The 17,282-nt window shown below is 59.8% G+C and carries 15 protein-coding genes and 2 pseudogenes; 4 read left to right on the top strand and 13 right to left on the bottom strand.

Annotated elements, in window-relative coordinates:
- Positions 1-150: 150 nt before the first annotated feature.
- The 4 genes and pseudogenes from AC07O2_RS06350 to AC07O2_RS06335 all read right to left on the bottom strand — a co-directional run.
- Positions 151-537 (bottom strand): annotated as a pseudogene (locus AC07O2_RS06350) (IS21 family transposase); the annotation flags it as partial.
- Between the two features lie 276 nt (positions 538-813).
- Positions 814-1,656, bottom strand: a complete 843-nt coding sequence (locus AC07O2_RS06345; RefSeq protein WP_495074897.1) for a cupin domain-containing protein — start codon at positions 1,654-1,656, stop codon at positions 814-816.
- The gene (locus AC07O2_RS06340; protein WP_495074896.1) at positions 1,653-2,471 is read right to left on the bottom strand and encodes an RraA family protein; all 819 of its coding nucleotides are present in this window, start codon (positions 2,469-2,471) and stop codon (positions 1,653-1,655) included. Before AC07O2_RS06340 ends, AC07O2_RS06345 begins: the two co-directional genes overlap by 4 nt.
- A gap of 132 nt (positions 2,472-2,603) precedes the next feature.
- Entirely contained in the window at positions 2,604-3,416 is an 813-nt protein-coding gene (locus tag AC07O2_RS06335; RefSeq protein WP_495074895.1) for a transporter substrate-binding domain-containing protein, read from the bottom strand.
- A gap of 377 nt (positions 3,417-3,793) precedes the next feature.
- On the opposite strand from AC07O2_RS06335, the gene AC07O2_RS06330 reads away from it, so the two are divergent.
- Positions 3,794-4,633 (top strand): transporter substrate-binding domain-containing protein, encoded by an 840-nt coding sequence (locus tag AC07O2_RS06330; protein ID WP_495074894.1) that lies wholly within the window; start codon positions 3,794-3,796, stop codon positions 4,631-4,633.
- A gap of 17 nt (positions 4,634-4,650) precedes the next feature.
- Here AC07O2_RS06330 and AC07O2_RS06325 read toward each other — a convergent pair whose 3' ends face one another.
- From AC07O2_RS06325 to AC07O2_RS06310, 4 genes are all read right to left on the bottom strand, one after another.
- Entirely contained in the window at positions 4,651-5,478 is an 828-nt protein-coding gene (locus AC07O2_RS06325) for an NAD-dependent epimerase/dehydratase family protein (RefSeq protein WP_495074893.1), read from the bottom strand.
- The gene (locus tag AC07O2_RS06320) at positions 5,475-6,401 is read right to left on the bottom strand and encodes an alpha/beta hydrolase (RefSeq protein ID WP_495074892.1); all 927 of its coding nucleotides are present in this window, start codon (positions 6,399-6,401) and stop codon (positions 5,475-5,477) included. Before AC07O2_RS06320 ends, AC07O2_RS06325 begins: the two co-directional genes overlap by 4 nt.
- Complete coding sequence (locus AC07O2_RS06315) at positions 6,398-8,005, bottom strand: IclR family transcriptional regulator domain-containing protein (RefSeq protein WP_495074891.1); 1,608 nt, start codon at positions 8,003-8,005, stop codon at positions 6,398-6,400. Before AC07O2_RS06315 ends, AC07O2_RS06320 begins: the two co-directional genes overlap by 4 nt.
- A 146-nt stretch (positions 8,006-8,151) precedes the next feature.
- Positions 8,152-9,060 carry an aldose epimerase family protein gene (locus AC07O2_RS06310; RefSeq protein ID WP_495074890.1) on the bottom strand — a complete coding sequence of 303 codons (909 nt, stop codon included), beginning with the start codon at positions 9,058-9,060 and terminating at the stop codon, positions 8,152-8,154.
- A gap of 249 nt (positions 9,061-9,309) precedes the next feature.
- Between AC07O2_RS06310 and AC07O2_RS06305 the strand changes: the two genes are divergently transcribed.
- Positions 9,310-10,401, top strand: a complete 1,092-nt coding sequence (locus AC07O2_RS06305) for a mandelate racemase/muconate lactonizing enzyme family protein (RefSeq protein WP_495074889.1) — start codon at positions 9,310-9,312, stop codon at positions 10,399-10,401.
- 282 nt (positions 10,402-10,683) lie between these two features.
- Here the strand turns inward: AC07O2_RS06305 and AC07O2_RS06300 are convergent.
- From AC07O2_RS06300 to AC07O2_RS06280, 5 genes and pseudogenes are all read right to left on the bottom strand, one after another.
- Positions 10,684-10,941, bottom strand: a pseudogene (locus tag AC07O2_RS06300) (IS3 family transposase); the annotation flags it as partial.
- Positions 10,899-11,129, bottom strand: a complete 231-nt coding sequence (locus AC07O2_RS06295; protein WP_495074888.1) for a hypothetical protein — start codon at positions 11,127-11,129, stop codon at positions 10,899-10,901. The gene AC07O2_RS06295 and the pseudogene AC07O2_RS06300, both read right to left, overlap by 43 nt.
- 247 nt (positions 11,130-11,376) lie before the next feature.
- A complete protein-coding gene (locus AC07O2_RS06290; RefSeq protein ID WP_495074887.1) occupies positions 11,377-12,105 on the bottom strand; it encodes an amino acid ABC transporter ATP-binding protein in 729 nt (242 codons plus the stop codon).
- The gene (locus AC07O2_RS06285; protein ID WP_495074886.1) at positions 12,089-12,736 is read right to left on the bottom strand and encodes an amino acid ABC transporter permease; all 648 of its coding nucleotides are present in this window, start codon (positions 12,734-12,736) and stop codon (positions 12,089-12,091) included. The genes AC07O2_RS06290 and AC07O2_RS06285 overlap by 17 nt, the downstream gene beginning before the upstream one ends.
- A gap of 10 nt (positions 12,737-12,746) precedes the next feature.
- Positions 12,747-13,430: an amino acid ABC transporter permease gene (locus AC07O2_RS06280; protein WP_495074885.1), complete on the bottom strand. Its 684-nt coding sequence runs from the start codon at positions 13,428-13,430 to the stop codon at positions 12,747-12,749.
- 824 nt (positions 13,431-14,254) lie between these two features.
- On the opposite strand from AC07O2_RS06280, the gene AC07O2_RS06275 reads away from it, so the two are divergent.
- Both AC07O2_RS06275 and araD read left to right on the top strand, forming a co-directional pair.
- A complete protein-coding gene (locus tag AC07O2_RS06275; protein ID WP_495074884.1) occupies positions 14,255-15,343 on the top strand; it encodes a mannonate dehydratase in 1,089 nt (362 codons plus the stop codon).
- A 188-nt stretch (positions 15,344-15,531) separates the two neighbouring features.
- Positions 15,532-17,265, top strand: a complete 1,734-nt coding sequence (gene araD, locus AC07O2_RS06270; protein ID WP_495074883.1) for an L-arabinonate dehydratase — start codon at positions 15,532-15,534, stop codon at positions 17,263-17,265.
- Positions 17,266-17,282: the final 17 nt, after the last annotated feature.

Here is a 17,282-nt window from a genome sequence, read left to right as displayed (position 1 = left end):
CAATTCCTTGGATCCGGCCAGAAAGCTTGTGTGCGAAGTAGGGGCTGGGGCTTGCTCCTGGATCGGCTTTTGGCCTCAAAGGTGACGGCTGGTCGCGCTGGTGCCAGCTTAGGCCATCAACTGCTTGCCGCCCTGGTAGGTAGGCTCCTTGACGTCCCGGTCTTTGCCACTGCGAACCTTGTCCACAGCCGTCTTCATGTTGTCGTAGATGCCACGCTTTGGCACTCCGCCCAGCAAGCCAAAGGCGTGGTTGTGGGCGTCGAAGAGCATCTCGTGCGTCTGTAGCAGATAGGCCCGGACGCTGAAAGCCCGGCTGTGGCTCAGCTTGAAATGCGCCACCTGCAGCTTGACGCGTTCGTCGGCAATGACCGCCCAATCCTCGCTCCAGTCGAACTGGAACGCCTCTCCTGGCCCAAATACCAGCGGAACGTACGTACCGCGGCCGGCAACTCGGAGCGCTTCTTGGCGTTCCGCATGCCATTTTCGGTAGAACACCGCGACCCGACCATAGGAACCATCGAAGCCGAGGGCCTCCAATAGGCGTGCTTTGTATGGTTCAAACGTTTCGAAAATGTCACTTTACAGCCAGCCTCACCAATGCCTGCATATATCAGTGAACTTGAGGTCGGCGGTTCAGAGGATGCGTTGAACTGATAGAGGTTATCGTCGGGCCGAAGCCCTCAATGCCTGCATCAAGCCTATCTCGTTCATGCTCAGTATCTTGCTACCAACCTTGCGAACTGGACTTCCCCCGCTTTCGTAGTTTTGCCTGTAGTGCCGCTCGAAACTGGCGCCGCAGGCGGGAAGTTCTTCTCAGGGCATCGGATATTCTGACGCGTTTCGCACCAGGCCCTGTAAAGAGAAATCCAACCTGGGTGGGCCAAAAACGTCGATCAGCCAACAGCCTGCTTCAAGTGCCTGGGTCGTGTGAATCAGTCCGGTCGGAATGACCAAGGCCGAGGGACTTCCAATGTTGATGTGCTCATCGGAGCGCCAGTACGTCGAATCGATTCGCCAAGGGGTTCGCAGATGGTGCGTGAAGCGCCCTGACAGGGCCAGGGTGATTTGCTCGCAATCGTCATGCAGGTGCGGCTTCAGCTTCCTGGGGTCGCGTGGCGCAGGGTAAACATCCATTACGTTGAGCATCAGCTTCCGGGAGCGAAAGATGCGCGAAATGTTGGCCGCTCCACTGTACTCGGATAAGCGGTAATGCCGAAGTTGATAGCCGGTCTGGGGCATGGGCCAAGTCGAGAACTCGGGCAGATCGGCGGGATGGTTGGCGTAGTCCTGATGATTACTGGCCAGCGTCGCCATGTCCTGCGCTTCGCTTGAAAACACCCGGGTAACCAGTCCATCTCCACTTAGATGCACTGCGCTGGCACCCGGTGGCACAATGAATAGTGATTCTCCATCGCATTCGATGGTTTGTGATCCAGACTGAACGGTCGTTTGCATCCCGGGTGGAACAACCAGCATGTACTCGTCAGGATTGTCCGGGCGATTGAGTTGCAGATCTCCCTTGACCTGCGTCACTGTGGTCACGAAATTGGCGGTGCGCAGTGCCCAAGTGCGTGCGCCGCCGGACTCCATCTGTTGCGGCGTCTCGGTCCGCCAGTCGGCCAAGGTATGGCGACGTACGGGGAGGTTATTGTTCACGGCGCCGGCTCCGTTGATGTGGATGCCTGCGGTTGGAGGGCCGGACGGCCATCGCGGACCCACTGCGCGTAGGCGTCACGGGTGGCCGCATTCGCCGGAAAGACCCCCCAGATGGCATCGCCGCTCCGTACGCGGGCCGCAATGTATTGCTCGAGGTCATCCTGGACTTCGCAGGCATCGGCTATTTCTTCCGCAATATGGGCGGGGATGATGGTGACATTGTTGCTGTCGCCGTGAACCACGTCTCCTGGATAAACCGCTACGCCGGCGCAGCCGATCGGTACCTGTAGATCCGCCGTATGGTGGAACGACAGGCGCGACGTGGCGGTCACGCCGGCACACCAGGCCGGAATGGTCATGTCGCCAATTTCCAGACCGTCTCTAAATGCGCCGTCCGTGACGACGGCCCGTGCGCCGCGCATTTGCATGCGTGTGATGAGAATGTCCCCCATGGATGCCGCTCGTGGGTCGCCCCGACTGTCGATCACCATTACGTCACCGGCCTGCAGGGCTTCTACACCGACCCATTGCAGGTTGGTTGGACTGGGTTCGGTCGTGATGGTGGCACCGGTGTCGATGTCTTCTCGTGCTGGAATGAAGCGCATCGTGAAGGCCCGTCCGGCAAAACTTGGCGAACGGGGATTCAGTGGTTGCACTCCTACAAGAACGGGCTGGCGGAATCCTCGTTTGAGGAGTTGCGAGGTCAAGGTGCCGCTGCTGACTTTGGCCAGGCGGTTCAAGGTTTCGTCGCTGACGCGTGGCGGCTTGGGGCGACCAGTAGTCACATGGGAGAGTTCGTCTGATATAGAGATCATGTTTGAATCGTAGTCAAAGCTTGGGTTCTTTCGAGGGGATGTCGGCTGCAAAACGGACTGGCGTTCCAACATCTGAGACGGATGCCGGCCAGCGAGACGTGCCATGCTCACTTGTGTGCGGCCTCGGTTTGATCAGGGTGCCGGCTGCAGAATTTCTGGTGGTAAATCGAGGCCGTGGAACTTCTTGTAGATCGCGTTGAGTTTGCCGTTGGCCAGGTTGTTTCGCACCCATTGGTCCAGCGTACTTTTTAATGTGCCATCGTTCTTGCGCATACCGATCCCAACGGGGAATTGAATGAAGGTGAATTTCCGTTCGATCTGTCGGGTAGGATTGCGGGCGGCCACCGCCATAAGTGTGGCGGGCTCCTGCAGAACGATTTCTATCTGTCCGCTGGCGAGCGCGGTCATGGTGGTCGATTCATCTTCAAAGCGGGTGACCTCAACGCCCAATTCGGCGGCCTGCTTGGTCACAGTGCCGTCCGCGGTCGTGCCGCGCGTTACTCCGACGCGGTGGCCTTTGAGGTCTCCCGCCGACTTGAGCGCCAGCGGCTTCGGTGCACCGACGGCGATGCCAGCCACCACATAGGGCGTGGAAAAATCGACGACTTTCTGCCGCTCCGGAGTGATGGAGAAGCCTGACAGAACGACATCGACCTTGTTGGCCTGCAGGAACGGGATGCGATTGGGGCCAGTCAGCTCGACGATCTCTAATCTCAACCCGAGGTCGGCTGCCAGGAGTTCGGCCGTCTCCAGGTCTGAGCCCGTCATCTTGAGCTTCTCATCCTTGAAGGCCCATGGCGGACGACCGAATTCGAGGCCCAGGCGCATGACTTTAGCCTGGCGCATTGTCGTCAGAGTGTCGGTTTGCGCGAAGGCTGTGCTTAGGCTGCCAAATAGGCCGCTTGCGAGCAATGTTGTGGCGATGAGACGTCGTCGTGTGGTCATATTTCTCTGTGTGAATGAATCGCTGAAATCCGTACCGTGTAGACCACTGCATTGAATAAACCATGAGCAGTGGGGCTCCACCATCTTAAAAAGTAAGCCATCGTGAGCACCCTCACGGGTTAACCCGCGATCGCCGGATTTGTCCCAATATGTGAGAGGTTCCGACAAGGTGCAAGCGATAGGCACGAGATCGGAGCTCTGCTCGAGTTTTCGCCAATTCGGAGGTGTTATTGCGTCGGTATTCCAGATGTTGAGATAGCGGCGCTGAAGGGCCGTGCCTGGACCTGTTCTGATGCCCCATGTCGACCTACGATCTACTGGACACCGCGATGTCGTCGCGTGTGATCTCGCTTATTCCTCAATAACCAGGAGACAACATGACTGTTAACCGGAACACCCTACAACGCCGTACCTTGATCCTTACCTGCGCTGCGGTCGTAGGTAGTCTGATCGTTGGCAATACCGCTGCTTACGCCCAGGTTGATACGCTGGCTCGCATCCAGCAGGCCAAGAAAATTCGTATCGCCATGGACCCCAATCTTCCGCCATGGTCATACAAAAACGACAAACTCGAGATGACTGGATCCGAGTATGAGACAGCGCAGTTGCTGGCGCATGACCTCGGCGTGGAACTGGAGATGGTGCCCACCAATGGTGCCAGTCGTATTCCCTTGCTGCTCACTGATAAGGCTGATCTGGTGGTGGCGGCGATGACGATCACGCCAGAGCGGCAGAAGGTCATCGATTTTTCAAACCCCTACTCAGGCACCACCAGTGTGGTGGCCGCGGCCAAGGGCCTGGTGATCAAATCTGTCACGGACTTGGTGGGAAAACGTGTGGCGGTCGCGCGCGGCACGGTCATGGACACCGACCTCACCGCGATGGCTCCCAAGGGCACGGAGATTGTCCGCTTCGAGGATGAGGCCACCACCATGACATCCGTGCTGAGCGGCCAGGTCGACATCGTCGCTGAGTCGGTCACACTGAACGAGGCGATCAACAAGCGCGATCCTTCCAAACAGTTGGAAACCAAGTTGGTGCTCCGCAACAGCCTACACGGCATGGGTATGCGCAAAGGAGACAAGCGCCTGAAAGATTGGATTGATCAATGGATCAAGACCAATATGGCCAACGGCAAGCTGGTCGCTGTTTTTAGGAAACACCAAGCCATCGACTTGCCGGGCGCGGTTGTACAGGCTGCTCAAGCCGTGCAGTAATCAGAGCGTGGCTGCGCTTAGTGAGCGAGCCGCGCGGTGCTGCCGATAAAACCAGCCTGTGCGAAGTCGCCGCCCAGTGCGGCTTCCAGCGGCTGAAGCGCTGTGTCGCTGCCGGGCGCCGGTGGTGGGTCGCGCATCAGGATGTCTGCTTCGAAAGGGGCGACCTGGTCGAGTGGTTGATAGCCCAGAGCATAGGCTGGGGTGTTGTCGTAGTTGCGTCCGGTGGCATCCGAGATGCCCCAGACGACTTCGTGGACCAGGTCCGGATGTTCGACGCCGATGGCGATAAGTTGTGCCAGGTCACGCCAACTTATCCAGTTACCCAGGCGGCGCCGGTCGATCGGTTGCGCGTTGGCGTTGCCGATACGGATGGTGAGAACCCGCATACCGTATTTGTAGGCCTGTAGCGACGCGACGAGTTCACCAAAGGCTTTGCCTACGCCATAGCGGCTGTCCGGTCGCAAGATCACCTCTGTGCGTGTGCCATGTGTGCGTGGGTGCAGGCCGACCACATGGTTGGAGCTGGCATAGACCACGCGCTCCACGCCGGCCGCGCGCGCAGCCTCAAATAGGTTGATCGTACCCTGCATGCTGAGCCGCATCTGCTGTGGCCAGTCCGCGTCGCTGGTGCATGCTGCAAGGTGCAGCACGGCGTCGCATCCACGAAGATGGGCTGTCAATGCAGCCTGGTCTTCGATGTCCACTACAGCGCTGTCTTCATGGTGGGCGAGATTCTCGATAGGGCGCACATCGAGCAGCCGCAGTGCATATCCGCGGTCGCACAACTCCTTGCGTAGACCGGTTCCGACGCCGCCGGCTGCGCCGGTGATTGCAATTTTTTTCATGAAGAATTATGAAGTGAAGAGTCTGGAGGGAGTGTCTCGGTAATCTGCTGCGCGATGTCAGTCAGCAGTTTGTCGGCGACGTCAAGAATGTTGAACATCGGGGCAAAACCGTGCGCCATGCCGGCGTATTCGCACACCGAAACTACGACACCGGCCGCGGCCAGGCGGTGGCCGAATGCGGCACCTTCGTCGCGTAGTACATCGCATTCAGCCAATGCGATCCAGGTTGGCGGTAGACCCGAAAGGTCGGCGGTGCGCAACGGCGATATCCGTGGGTCGTGCCAGTCTTGCGTTCGTGCGTAGTGGTTGAGATACCAGCGCATGTCCAGTAAATCGAGCGCATGATCTTTGCCATACGCGCCATAGCTGGAGGTCTGCATGTCGACGTCGGTCACGGGGTACAGGAGCAACTGCAGCGCAATGCCGACCTTGTTGTGCAGACGGTTCGTCACGACTGCAGCGAGATTGGCCCCGGCGCTGTCTCCGGCCAGAATGAGGGGCGTCTTATATCGGTCCATCATCCAGAACAGCGCATCTTCCGCATCTTCGAGGGCGGCTGGAAAAGGATACTCCGGGGCCAGGCGATAGTCGAGCAGCAACACGTTGCAGCGGCTGCGCGCGGCCAGCGCCCTGGCCAGGGCTGCATAGTCGTCCAGTGTGCCGAGAATCCAGCCTCCGCCATGCAGGTAAAGGATCGTGGCGCGCGCTGGTTCCGACGGCTGGTACAGACGAGCGGAGGTTTGCCCTGCGCGAGTGAGAATCTGCAGGTCTTGGATGGCTCCGACTTCGGGGCCTTGGCCCAGCGCCCGGCGATCCGCCGCCATCTGCGCTCGCGCTTCCCCCACCGTGCCCTGGTGTCGCGGGGGGTCTTGGCGAAGCGCGCGCTCGGCAAACCGTTGTGCGAACAGCGGATGTAGGCTCATGCCGTGACCGCCTTTACTGCAGCTTCGGCCGTGGAAGCGGGTGTCAGTGCCACTTCGAACAACCGGCCAGACAACGGAGCGGATTTCAGTGTGTCAAGTGCCACAGGTTGGCGTGCCGTGGTCACGAACAGGCGATCCATTACGGCACCGCCAATGGCGACACCGGTCGGGTAAGGGACAGGTAAAGGAACTGATCGATCAAAGCTGCCATCGGCCCGGAAGCGCACCACGCTCCAGCCATCGCGCAGTGCCGTCCATACACCGCCTTCGACATCAATTTCCAGTCCACTGAGTACGCCCGAGCCCTTGGAGACGCTTGCCAGACGCCGGATCATGGACGAACCCTGGGTCATCATGAAGATCGCCCCGCATCCAGGCGCTGCGGCGTACAAGGTCGAGCCATGCCAACGCAGTGTCCGTACGGTTTCACTCAATTCCCATTTTCGGCGAAAACCACCATCGCTGCCGATCCGACCGATGACCGATCCTCCCGCGGATTCGAGAGCAACCCAGACCTCGTTATCGGCATCGGTGTCCAGGGCTTGGATTCGCATCGGCCGCCAGACTTCGAGTTGGCGCACATGTTGGCCCTCGATCTGAACGGCTCCTTCGTCATCTACCAGGCAAATTGCCTCGCCTCGCAAGAACATCCCCGTCACAGGTCGTTCGACCCGAACCTGTGCGTCGTCGCCTCGTGGACCGAAATTGCGCATGGCCGGCGCCAGCGTATCGACCCAGATCAACCGCTGTCTGCGCGCGCACCAGCGCGGGAAAGCGCCAAACAGGGCTGGCGCGGCGCTGGTTGGGGTGACCGAGGCATCCTGATGGGCTGGGTCGTGGCCTTCAAGACGGGCACCGATTCGGCGTGCGGCTTCGGCGATCTCTGGACCCAGTAATTCGAGTCGTGAATGCGGTAGGCGATATGCAGGACCAGCCACACTGATGGCTCCGCAGACGTTGCCGCGCAGATCGATCACTGCTGCGCCCACGCAGCGTACGCCAGGTACGTTCTCTTCGTCATCGATAGCCCAGCCGCGCGCTCGCGTGGCGCGCAGCTCGGCCTGTAGCCGGCGGCGGTCGGCAATAGTGCCGGGGGTGAGTGGCTTCAGCGTGAGCGCTGCGACCAGTGCATCGCGTGCCGTGCTGTCCAATGCTGCCAGGATTGCCTTGCCCTGGCTGGTCGCGTATGCCGGCTTCCGATGTCCAAGACCGGCGCTCGACCGGTGACCATGGGCACTGTCGTAACGTTCTAGCGAGACCACATCGAGGCCTTCGAGCGCACCAATGTAGGAGGTTTCTCCGGTCAGGTCGCGCAGATCGCGCAACTCCTGTGCGGCTGCGGCCACCATGTCGGGCATGGCGTAAGCTTGTCGAGCGAATTCGAAGCAGCGCAGGCCTAGGCAATACATGCGACGGGATGGATCGCGTCGGACCAACCCGCGTGCAACCAACGTAGCCAGCAACCGGTAGACCGTGGTGCGTGGCATCCCGATGCGCTCAGCCAAGTCGTTGTGGCTGATGCCACCGGGTTGACGTCCGATTTCTTCCAGCACATCGATTGCTTTTTCGAGCGATCCGGTGCCGTCTCCTGGGTGAAGCGCCATGGGTCTTGTCTCTGATTCTGATGATTGGCGCGCTGGGCGGCCTTGTACCGATATTGTGGGTGATAGCCCTGCCTGCGTCCATATGGGGCGGGTCTACCGGGGCGCAGTTTGTCCCACGGATTGGAATGGGGCGGGTGAAAGCAGCTTCAGTCGCTTGCCCATGCCAAGCTCATGCTTCCCGCCAGAACTTCTCCAGGCGCAAGTGACCGATTGCCAGTGCCGAATACACCCCGCGCGTGCAGATTGAATGCGTCGGCGGTGTGACTGACCGGTTCAACGCAAACATACGGTGCACCTTCAGGTTGGTGCAGTACCAGATGATCCAATGCATCAGAACTACCCAATACCAGGCCGGGTCCGCTGGCGTGGGTGAGAGTCAGAGGAGGTTGCCACCCCTGGTAGAGCACGGTCAGCCCCGCCGATCCCAGCTGCTTCGGTTGGCAGAAGTCGTGTTCGACTGGAACCTGTATAGGGCGGATTGCCAGGCAATCGTCCGTGGCTTCCCAGCAGCGCTCGGCTTTCAAAAGAAGTCGCTGGGACGCATGTGACGGGAGGTATGGATGGAGGCCGATCCCCGCTGGCATCGACTGAACGCCGGTGTTGCACACGGAAATGGCTACACGCAGTTGGGTCGCCGACAATTCGATCTGCATCCGGGCCAGAAAAGGCCATGGCCAATGCCTATCCGGATGGTGTGCATACGACAGCACCGCAACGTCCTCCGCATGTGTATCGATTTGCCATGGGCGTCGCTGCGCAATTCCGTGCAGCGTGTGGGCCGTACCTTCCGGGAAGGGCTGCAAGGCATGCGTGCGACCCCTATATCGCAGCGTTGCATTGGCAATACGCCCCCAATAAGGCACCAGCGGATACAGGCCACCTTTGGCCCAGTTTTCAACCTGGTCTTCGGATTCCGGAAAAGGATGGAGCACGGCGACTGCGGTCCCGTTGACTTGCTCCAAGGTGCAGGAAGCGATACGTCCTCCGAGTGTGGGTATCAGCCGTGCATGGGCTGAGCCGCTGTGCAGTGTCAGGATGGGATGAACTTCAGGCATATGGTTGTTACTGTGAAAGCGGTCGTCTGAGATGGGGCTGGTGGGGGCCAGCTTAGGCGCTCGAGGGCCCGGGCATGCTGGGTGGCGATGCGTAATGACTTGTCGCCTGCCGTCCTGTCTCAGGATTTGGGAAAGGGAACGCTGCTTCCGCCATGCGGTTCGGGTCTGCCCGGGACAGATGGGTGCAAGACAACCTAAGCTTCAGCCTCTCTTGACTGGGCAGGTAGGCACTTTTTTACGCACAAAACCATGAAAATACAAACGATAAACATCATCGAAGCTGTTGTTCCTTTCGAAGACGGGGGCGCTGGTATGGGCATCACACCCGGGCGCTGGAACACGCTCGAGTTTGTGCTGGTCCGCATCGAGACCGACACCGGCATCGTGGGCTGGGGGGAATGTTTCTCCTACGCCTGTCGCCAAGCCGTGGCGACTGCGGCGCGCACCATGGTTGCACCGTTACTTCAGGACCGCGAACTGCCGGAGACACCCGAAGCGTTGAACCTGGAGCTCCAGCGGCGCCTGCATCTGTTCGGCCGCTACGGCATCACAATGTTCGCGATCTCGGGCTTCGACATCGCGTTGTGGGACATCGCCGCCAAGGCTGCGGGCAGACCTCTGTCCGCATTGCTCGGGACACCGCTGCGCGACGAGGTGCCGGCCTATGCCAGCCTGGTGCGCTACGGCGATGCCGGCCTGGTTGACAAATACTGCCGCCAAGCCCTGTCCCAGGGCTATCGCCACGTCAAGCTTCACGAAATCGAGCCCGAGGTGCTACGCGCCGGGCGCCGGGCCTGCGGCCCGGGTATTCATCTATCCGTGGATGTGAACTGCGCATGGACGGAAGAGCTCGCTCAGCAACGCGTGGAGGTGCTACAGGAAATCGGTGCGGCCTGGATCGAGGAGCCGGTGTTCCCACCCGAAGCCATCGCCGCCCAGGCAGCCATCAATCGGCGCTTTCCGCTTGGGGCGGGTGAAAACGCCTGCACCCGCCACGAGTTCGCCCGCATGATGGAAGTCGGCGCGGTGACCTTTCCGCAGCCTTCGGTGACCAAGGTCGGTGGTGTCACCGAGTTCATGGAAGTGGTGCGCATCGCCCAGCGCTACGGCCTCACGCCGATGCCGCATTCGCCGTATTTTGGTCCTGGTTATTTCACCACCTTGCATCTGCTGTCCGCCATTCCAGGTGAACCGCTGTTCGAGCATTTGTACGTCCAACCACAAGCCGATATCGCACAGGGTGGCACGCCCTTGCCATGCGACGGCAAGGTGCGGATTCCGCAGGGCCTGGGGCATGGCTTCGAACCCGACATGGCCGTGCTTGAGCGCTACCGCGTTTGACTTGCGCCTGATTCATTACAACCACAGGAGAACGGATGAAACGTATCGCCATCACCGGCGCGGCGGGGCTGGTCGGCACCGGCTTGCGCCAACAGCTATTGGCGCGGGGCTAACGGGTGTTGTCGCTCGATCTCAAGCCGATCACCGATTGCGGTGACCAGGAAGAATCGGCGGTGGTCGATATCTGCGATCGAGCCCGGCTGACCGATCCGCTGCGAGGCTGCGATGCCGTGGTGCATCTTGCTGCATGCACTGGACTTCCCCCGCTTTCGTAGACAAATATCAGCTTCCAGTTCGCAGCTGCTCGAATGCCAGCGGGCTCAGTTGGTCTAGGTGACTGTGCTTGCGGACTCGATTGCAAAAAACCTCTATGTAATCAAACACATCTGACTTGGCTTCCTGGCGGGAAGCATAGATGTGCCGTTTGATTCGCTCCTTCTTCAAACTGCTGAAGAAGGACTCTGCAACTGCATTGTCCCAACAGTTGCCACGCCGACTCATGCTGGGTACCAGTTGATTGTCTTTGCACCAGCGGTTGAATCCGCCGGTTGAAGGTCTCGGCCAGGTGGGCGATCTTCATGAAGAGGGTGATGCCGCCGCAATTCACCACGTTCGGCTAGGGGGAAGCTCACACCACCCGTGATGGTCAGACTGCGAAACGTCCATAAGGTGCGCAGGTTTTCGCCGGTGGCGGCCAGTTCCCTTGTGATGGTGGGGCGAATGTTCATGATGATGTATGTCTCCTTGGTGCGTGGACAGGCCCCAGTCCGTAGCGGCCGCGCGCCTTGGTTTCGCGGTATCGCCTGCACAAGATCTTCGAACCTGTGAGGTCGTTCGCCGCGTGAAGGCTAACCCTTGTTCGTTGTCAAATGTCCCGTGGTATGGGACGCGCGGCGACCTTGTGCCCCGCCGGTTGGTTTGATCTGTCTGAGCCCATCCACCGGCAGCGCGGTGCGATGGGCTCGGGCCGCGCTTCTATTCGGCACCACCCACGAAGCGGACCAGTTCGGGTGTCGCTGGGGCGTTCAGAATCGACGCTGTACCTTGCTCGTGCACCACGCCGTCTCGCATGTAGATCACCTGGTGGGCCACGTTGCGCGCAAAGGCCATCTCGTGGGTCACCAGTACCATCGTCATGCCATCCTTGGCCAGTTGCTCCATCACGCGCAGCACTTCACCGGTCAGCTGAGGGTCCAACGCCGATGTGACTTCATCGAACAGCATCAGCTTCGGCTCCATCGCCAGACTGCGAGCAATGGCCACGCGTTGTTGCTGCCCCCCGGACAATTGTTCGGGGTAGGCGTTCATCTTCTGCTGCAAACCGACCTTGGCGAGTACGGACTCGGCGATTTCTTTTGCCTCGGCCATCTTCATGCCCTTTACGCTGCGAGGTGCCAGCATGACGTTCTGTTCCACCGTGAGATGGGGGAAGAGGTTGTAGCTCTGGAAGACGATGCCCACATCACGGCGAAGCGGTTTGAGGTCGACTTTAGCGTTGTGCAAGGCATGACCGCAGACCGTCAGCTCGCCGCTGTCGATGGTTTCCAGCCGGTCCATGCAGCGCAAGGCCGTACTTTTCCCCGATCCACTTTGACCGATGATCGCCGCGACCTGGCCGCGTTCGACCTTGAAGCTAACCCCTCTCAGCACATGGTTGCTGCCGAAATTCTTGTGGACATTATTGAGTTCAACGATGGCTGACATTGAGTTTCCTTTCTAGGGCACGGGCCTGGCGTGACAGGGGATAGCAGATGGAGAAGTACAGCAGGCCTGCCAGCCCGAAATAGATGAATGGCTGGAAGGTGGTGTTGTTGAGAGTCTTGGCGTTGTAGGACAGTTCGGCAAAACCCACCACCAGCGATGCGACGGAGGTGTTCTTCACGATCTGCACCATGAATCCCACGGTCGGCGGTGTGGCGAGTCGCAGGCCTTGCGGCAGCACGACTTTGTGCATGCGCTGCCAGCGCGAGAAGCCCAGGCATTCGGCAGCCTCCCATTGGGCCTTAGGCACGGCTTGCAGGCAGCCCCGCCAAATTTCGCCAAGATATGCTCCGGCATAAAGCGTCATTGCAAGAGTTGCGGCCGTGAGCGGATGCACCGACTGGTAGCCCAACAGACTGGGTCCATAGAAACACAGGCCCATCAGTACCAGCAAAGGCATGCCCTGCATGAACTGGATGTAAATGCTGGTGAGCTTGGCGATGATCTTGACCGGTGAGATGCGCGCCAATGCAATGACCAGGCCCATTGCACCGCCGAAGAGAAAGGTCAGCACGCTGAGTTGCACTGTGCCCCACAGGCCTTGCAACAACGAGAGAGCGTATTGTGTGTTCATGCTGCTTACCTCAAATTGGGGTGCCGAGCTTGCGCCGTCGCGTGAAGATCGCAAGGTCCAGGAGCCGGAACGCTGCACGCAGGATGACGGACAGCACGAGATAAACGATCCCGAGCACCACGAATACCTCAAAGTTCCGAAAGGTGTCGCTCTGCACCCGGTTGGCGATACCGAAGAGTTCCTCGACCCCCACCGATGAGAGGATGCTAGAGGCCAGCATGAGCAACACATACTGGCTTGCCAGCGACGGGTAGACCCGCTCCATGGCTGGACGCAGCACCACGTGCAGGTATATCTGTGTGCGCGTCATGCCCAGACATTCGGCCGCCTCAAGTTGTCCGCGCTGGATCGACTCGATACCCGCCCGCATGATCTCTGTGGTGTAAGCGCCAATATTCACCACCAGCGCGATTGTGGCGCCGACCAGGATCGGCAGTCGCAGCCCTATGCTGGCCATGCCGAAGATCAGGAAGTAGCTTTGAATCAGCAAGGGAGTGTTGCGGATAGCTTCGACGTATCCCGCAACCATAAACTTCAGCCACGCGGGGCCGCTAGTCCGAGCGATTGCGCAGAGAGTGCCGAAGACGAAGCCCAGAATACTTGCGAAAAAACTCAGGCGTAAAGTGACCCAGGCGCCTTCCGTAAATATAGGCCAGTAGGCAAGCACGACACTAAAATCAAACTCATAGTTCATATGGTGTCGCTCCGCATGGCCTGAGCGACGCGAAGCCGTCGAGGCTGCGTTGAAAGAAGAAAGGAGTTCATATGATGGGGAAATAGCGTCCTAAGATCAGGACATCCCGCCTGAGCGGGGAGTCCAATCTTAGGAATGAATCCGCTGTTGTAGACCCCAGGGGTTAACCCGGTGGCGCAGGAAATCGTCCCGCCATCTGGAACGTGTGGGCAGGTGCGCTTACTTTTTCAAGAGCCCGTTGCGTTCGCAATCTGGTTAGATGGACTCGCGCAGTGGTCTTGGTGGTAAATGGCGTTGATCTTTCCATTGCGCAAGCTTTCATGCACCCATTGAGCGACCTGTTGGAGCCGATTTAGTCATGGCCCCCCATTGGATTGAACCATTCCACTTGGCTAGTTACCTTGCAATGTCGCCAGCTTCCTGACAGGCCCGCGCGTCTTGATCTGTCCCTTAGCTTGATGGAGCCGCGGCGGAATGTGAACATTCGACGTTTGGCATATGCGCCAATGCTTGCTTTGATAAGCCTGCAGCTAGACGACTCTCCCTATGAGTCGGAGTTTGGACGTGGATTTCGCAGGCAAGGGCACTTCGTACGACGCTAGTACACCCATCTCTGGGGGGCTTGTGGTTTGGGGCCGCGCGTATATAAGAAGTAGCTACGAGTAAACCCTTGATTCGTCCTTCACGTACCGCATGTTGGGATGAAGTCCGGCCGCCGAGCTGGCCTTGAGGAGTTGCCTGAGCCAACGTGTCATCTTTGGATGTAAAAATGAACGCGTGTCCATTTTGCCTTTGGCTCACTTCTTTCAAGACGGAGAACCACGATGTATATCAGTGAACAATTACTCAATCCCGACGAGCGCCGCCTGCGCCTTTCAACCCAACTCGGTGTGCAAAGCGTGGTGCTAGACAACCGCGGAACAGAACTCGTCTCGGCACGTGGCGGTGTGAGCGAATGGGATATCAAAAAATTGGCCGATTACCGCCGCTGGGTTGAAGGCTTCGGCCTAAAGCTCGACGTGTTCGCTCTCGACGTGGGGTCCATCTTGCTCGACGCGTTGACCGACCTCGACAGCGCGAAGAAGCAGCGCGCCATGCTCGCAGCCAACATCCAGAAAGCGGCCGACGCCGGCATCACCTGCCTCAAATACAACGTACAAATGGTCGGCATTACCCGCACTGGCCTGAAGCCGGGCCGTGGTGGAGCGCAGAACTCGGGTTTTGTCTATGCCGAGTATTCGCAGGAAGGCGACCGGCAAAATTCCTACTGGGGTGTGGGCTATCCGACCAACCAGGACGAAGGCGACGCGGCCACCGCCATGTTGTGCGGTCAGAAGATGGCGCGCGAAGTGCCGCCTGTGACCGAAGCAGCCGGCTGGAATGCCATTGAATTTTTGGTTGAAGGCCTGGTGCCGGCTGCCGACAAGGCCGGCGTGCGTTTGGCCTGCCACCCGCATGATCCGGCGTACCCGGTCGGTGGTTTGAATGGCATCGAACACGTCGTGGGTTCGGCTGACGGTATCCGCAAGTTCCTGGCGCTGTCACCGAGCAAGAACCATGGCCTGAATTTTTGCCAGGGGACCGTGGCCGAGATGTTCAAGGAGCCTGGCAAAGCCATGATTCCGGTGATCGAAGAATTTGCCTCCACCGGACGCATCTTCATGGTCCATTTCCGCAATATCCGTGGCGGCTACCTCGACTTTCAGGAAGTCTTCCCGGACGAAGGCGATGTCGACATGTTCCAGGCGATCAAAGCCTACCAACGCGGCGGCTACACCGGCCCGCTATGCCCAGACCATGTGCCGGTGTCAGACATCGACGAAGGGCGTGAACGTTTCATGTCGTTCGCGCTGGGCTATACACGCGGCCTGTTGCAGGCCGCCGGTGTGTGGTCCACACAGCCGAAAAACTGAACCGACTTTGGCGTCCCCGGCTTTGGCATCCCAAATAGTGGAATCGTAGGGGGAAATGCTTCCCAAGCTTTACCGCGTTTTAGCGCGTTGGCATCCATGACGCGCAAGAGTTGGCCGCTCACACAAAGACCCGTTCCACCGCGGGCCGAGGAGACAGGCGGCAGGCCTTCGCCGCAGCAAGGACCCCCATGACCGAACTCAAGAAACTGCGCAGCCAGCGCTGGCTGGTGCCTGAAGATTTCCGCACCTTCAACCACCATAGCCGCATCATGCAGATGGGCTATGACAAGCAGGACTGGGCAGGCAAACCGGTCATCGGCATCCTCAACAACTGGGCCGATACCAACCCCTGCCACATGCACTTCAAGCACCGGGTGGAGGAGGTCAAGCGCGGCGTGTTGCAGGCCGGTGGCTTCCCGATGGAGATACCAACGCTCTCGATTGGCGAGAACCTGGTCAAACCTTCGGCGCTGCTGTACCGCAACATGCTGGCGATGGAGATCGAGGAAGTGATCCGCTCCTATCCGCTCGACGGCATCGTGCTCATGGGCGGTTGCGACAAGACCACCCCCGCCATGCTGCTGGGCGCCACCAGCGCCAACGTGCCCAGCATCTTTTTGCCAGCCGGCCCGATGCTGCGCGGCAACTCGCGTGGCAAGACGCTGGGCTCGGGCTCAGACGCCTTTAAGTACTGGGACGACCGGCGCGCGGGCCTGATCAGCGAGACCGAATGGGACGGCATCATCGGCGGCATCGCCCGCAGCGCCGGTACCTGCATGACTATGGGCACGGCCAGCACCATGGCGGCCATTGCCGAGGCGCTGGGCATGACCCTGCCTGGCGCATCAAGCATCCCTGCCGTGGACGCCAGCCACCAGCGTATGGCCACCCACTGTGGCCGACGCATTGTGGGCATGGTGACGGAAGACCTGCGGCCCTCGGCCATCCAGAGCCGAGACGCCTTTCTGAACGCGATCACCGTGGCCATGGCCATGGGCTGTTCTACCAATGCCATCATCCACGTCATCGCCCAGGCGCGCCGCGCCGGCCATACCGACATCGGGTTGGACGATTTCGACCGCATCAGTCGCCTGGTGCCGGTGCTTGCCAACGTGCGTCCCAGTGGCACAAGCCCGTACCTGATGGAAGATTTCTACTACGCCGGTGGCCTGCCCGCGCTGATGGTGCGGTTGGGCGACCGGCTGCATCTGGAGGCGATGACCGTCACCGGCAAGACGCTGGGTGAGAACATTGTCGGCGCGCAGGTCTACAACGACGAAGTGATCCGTCCGCTGGACAACCCGGTTTACACCGAAGGCGCGCTGGCCGTGTTGCGCGGTAACCTGGCTCCCGACGGGTGCGTCATCAAGCCCTGCGCGATGAGTGCCAAATTCCTGACCCACAGCGGACCGGCCGTGGTGTTCGACGACTACCCCACACTTAAAAAAGAGCTGGACAACGAAGCCAGTACGCTTACCGAGAACCACGTGATCGTGTTGCGCAACGCCGGCCCCGAGGGCGGCCCCGGCATGCCCGAATGGGGTATGGTGCCGGTGCCGAGCAAGTTGCTCAAGCAGGGTGTGCGCGACATGCTGCGCATCAGCGATGCGCGCATGAGCGGCACCAGCTACGGCGCCTGTGTACTGCACGTGGCCCCCGAGGCCTATGTCGGCGGCAACCTGGCGCTGGTGCAGACCGGCGACCGCATCACGCTTGACGTGCCCAGGCGCACGTTGAACATGGACGTGAGCGATGCCGAGTTGGCGCGTCGGCGTGCCACCTGGACGGCTCCCGCACCGCGCTTCGAACGTGGCTACGGCTGGATGTTCAGCCAACACATTCTGCAGGCCGACCACGGCTGCGACATGGACTTCCTGCGAACGCAATTCGGTGCCAGCGTCGGCGAACCAGATATTTTTTAACCTTTTCACTTACACCA

It is taken from the genome of Rhodoferax sp. GW821-FHT10B06 (genome assembly GCF_059415605.1).
Note: the sequence above shows the minus strand (reverse complement) of the source record. Positions and strands in the feature narration are given on the sequence as shown.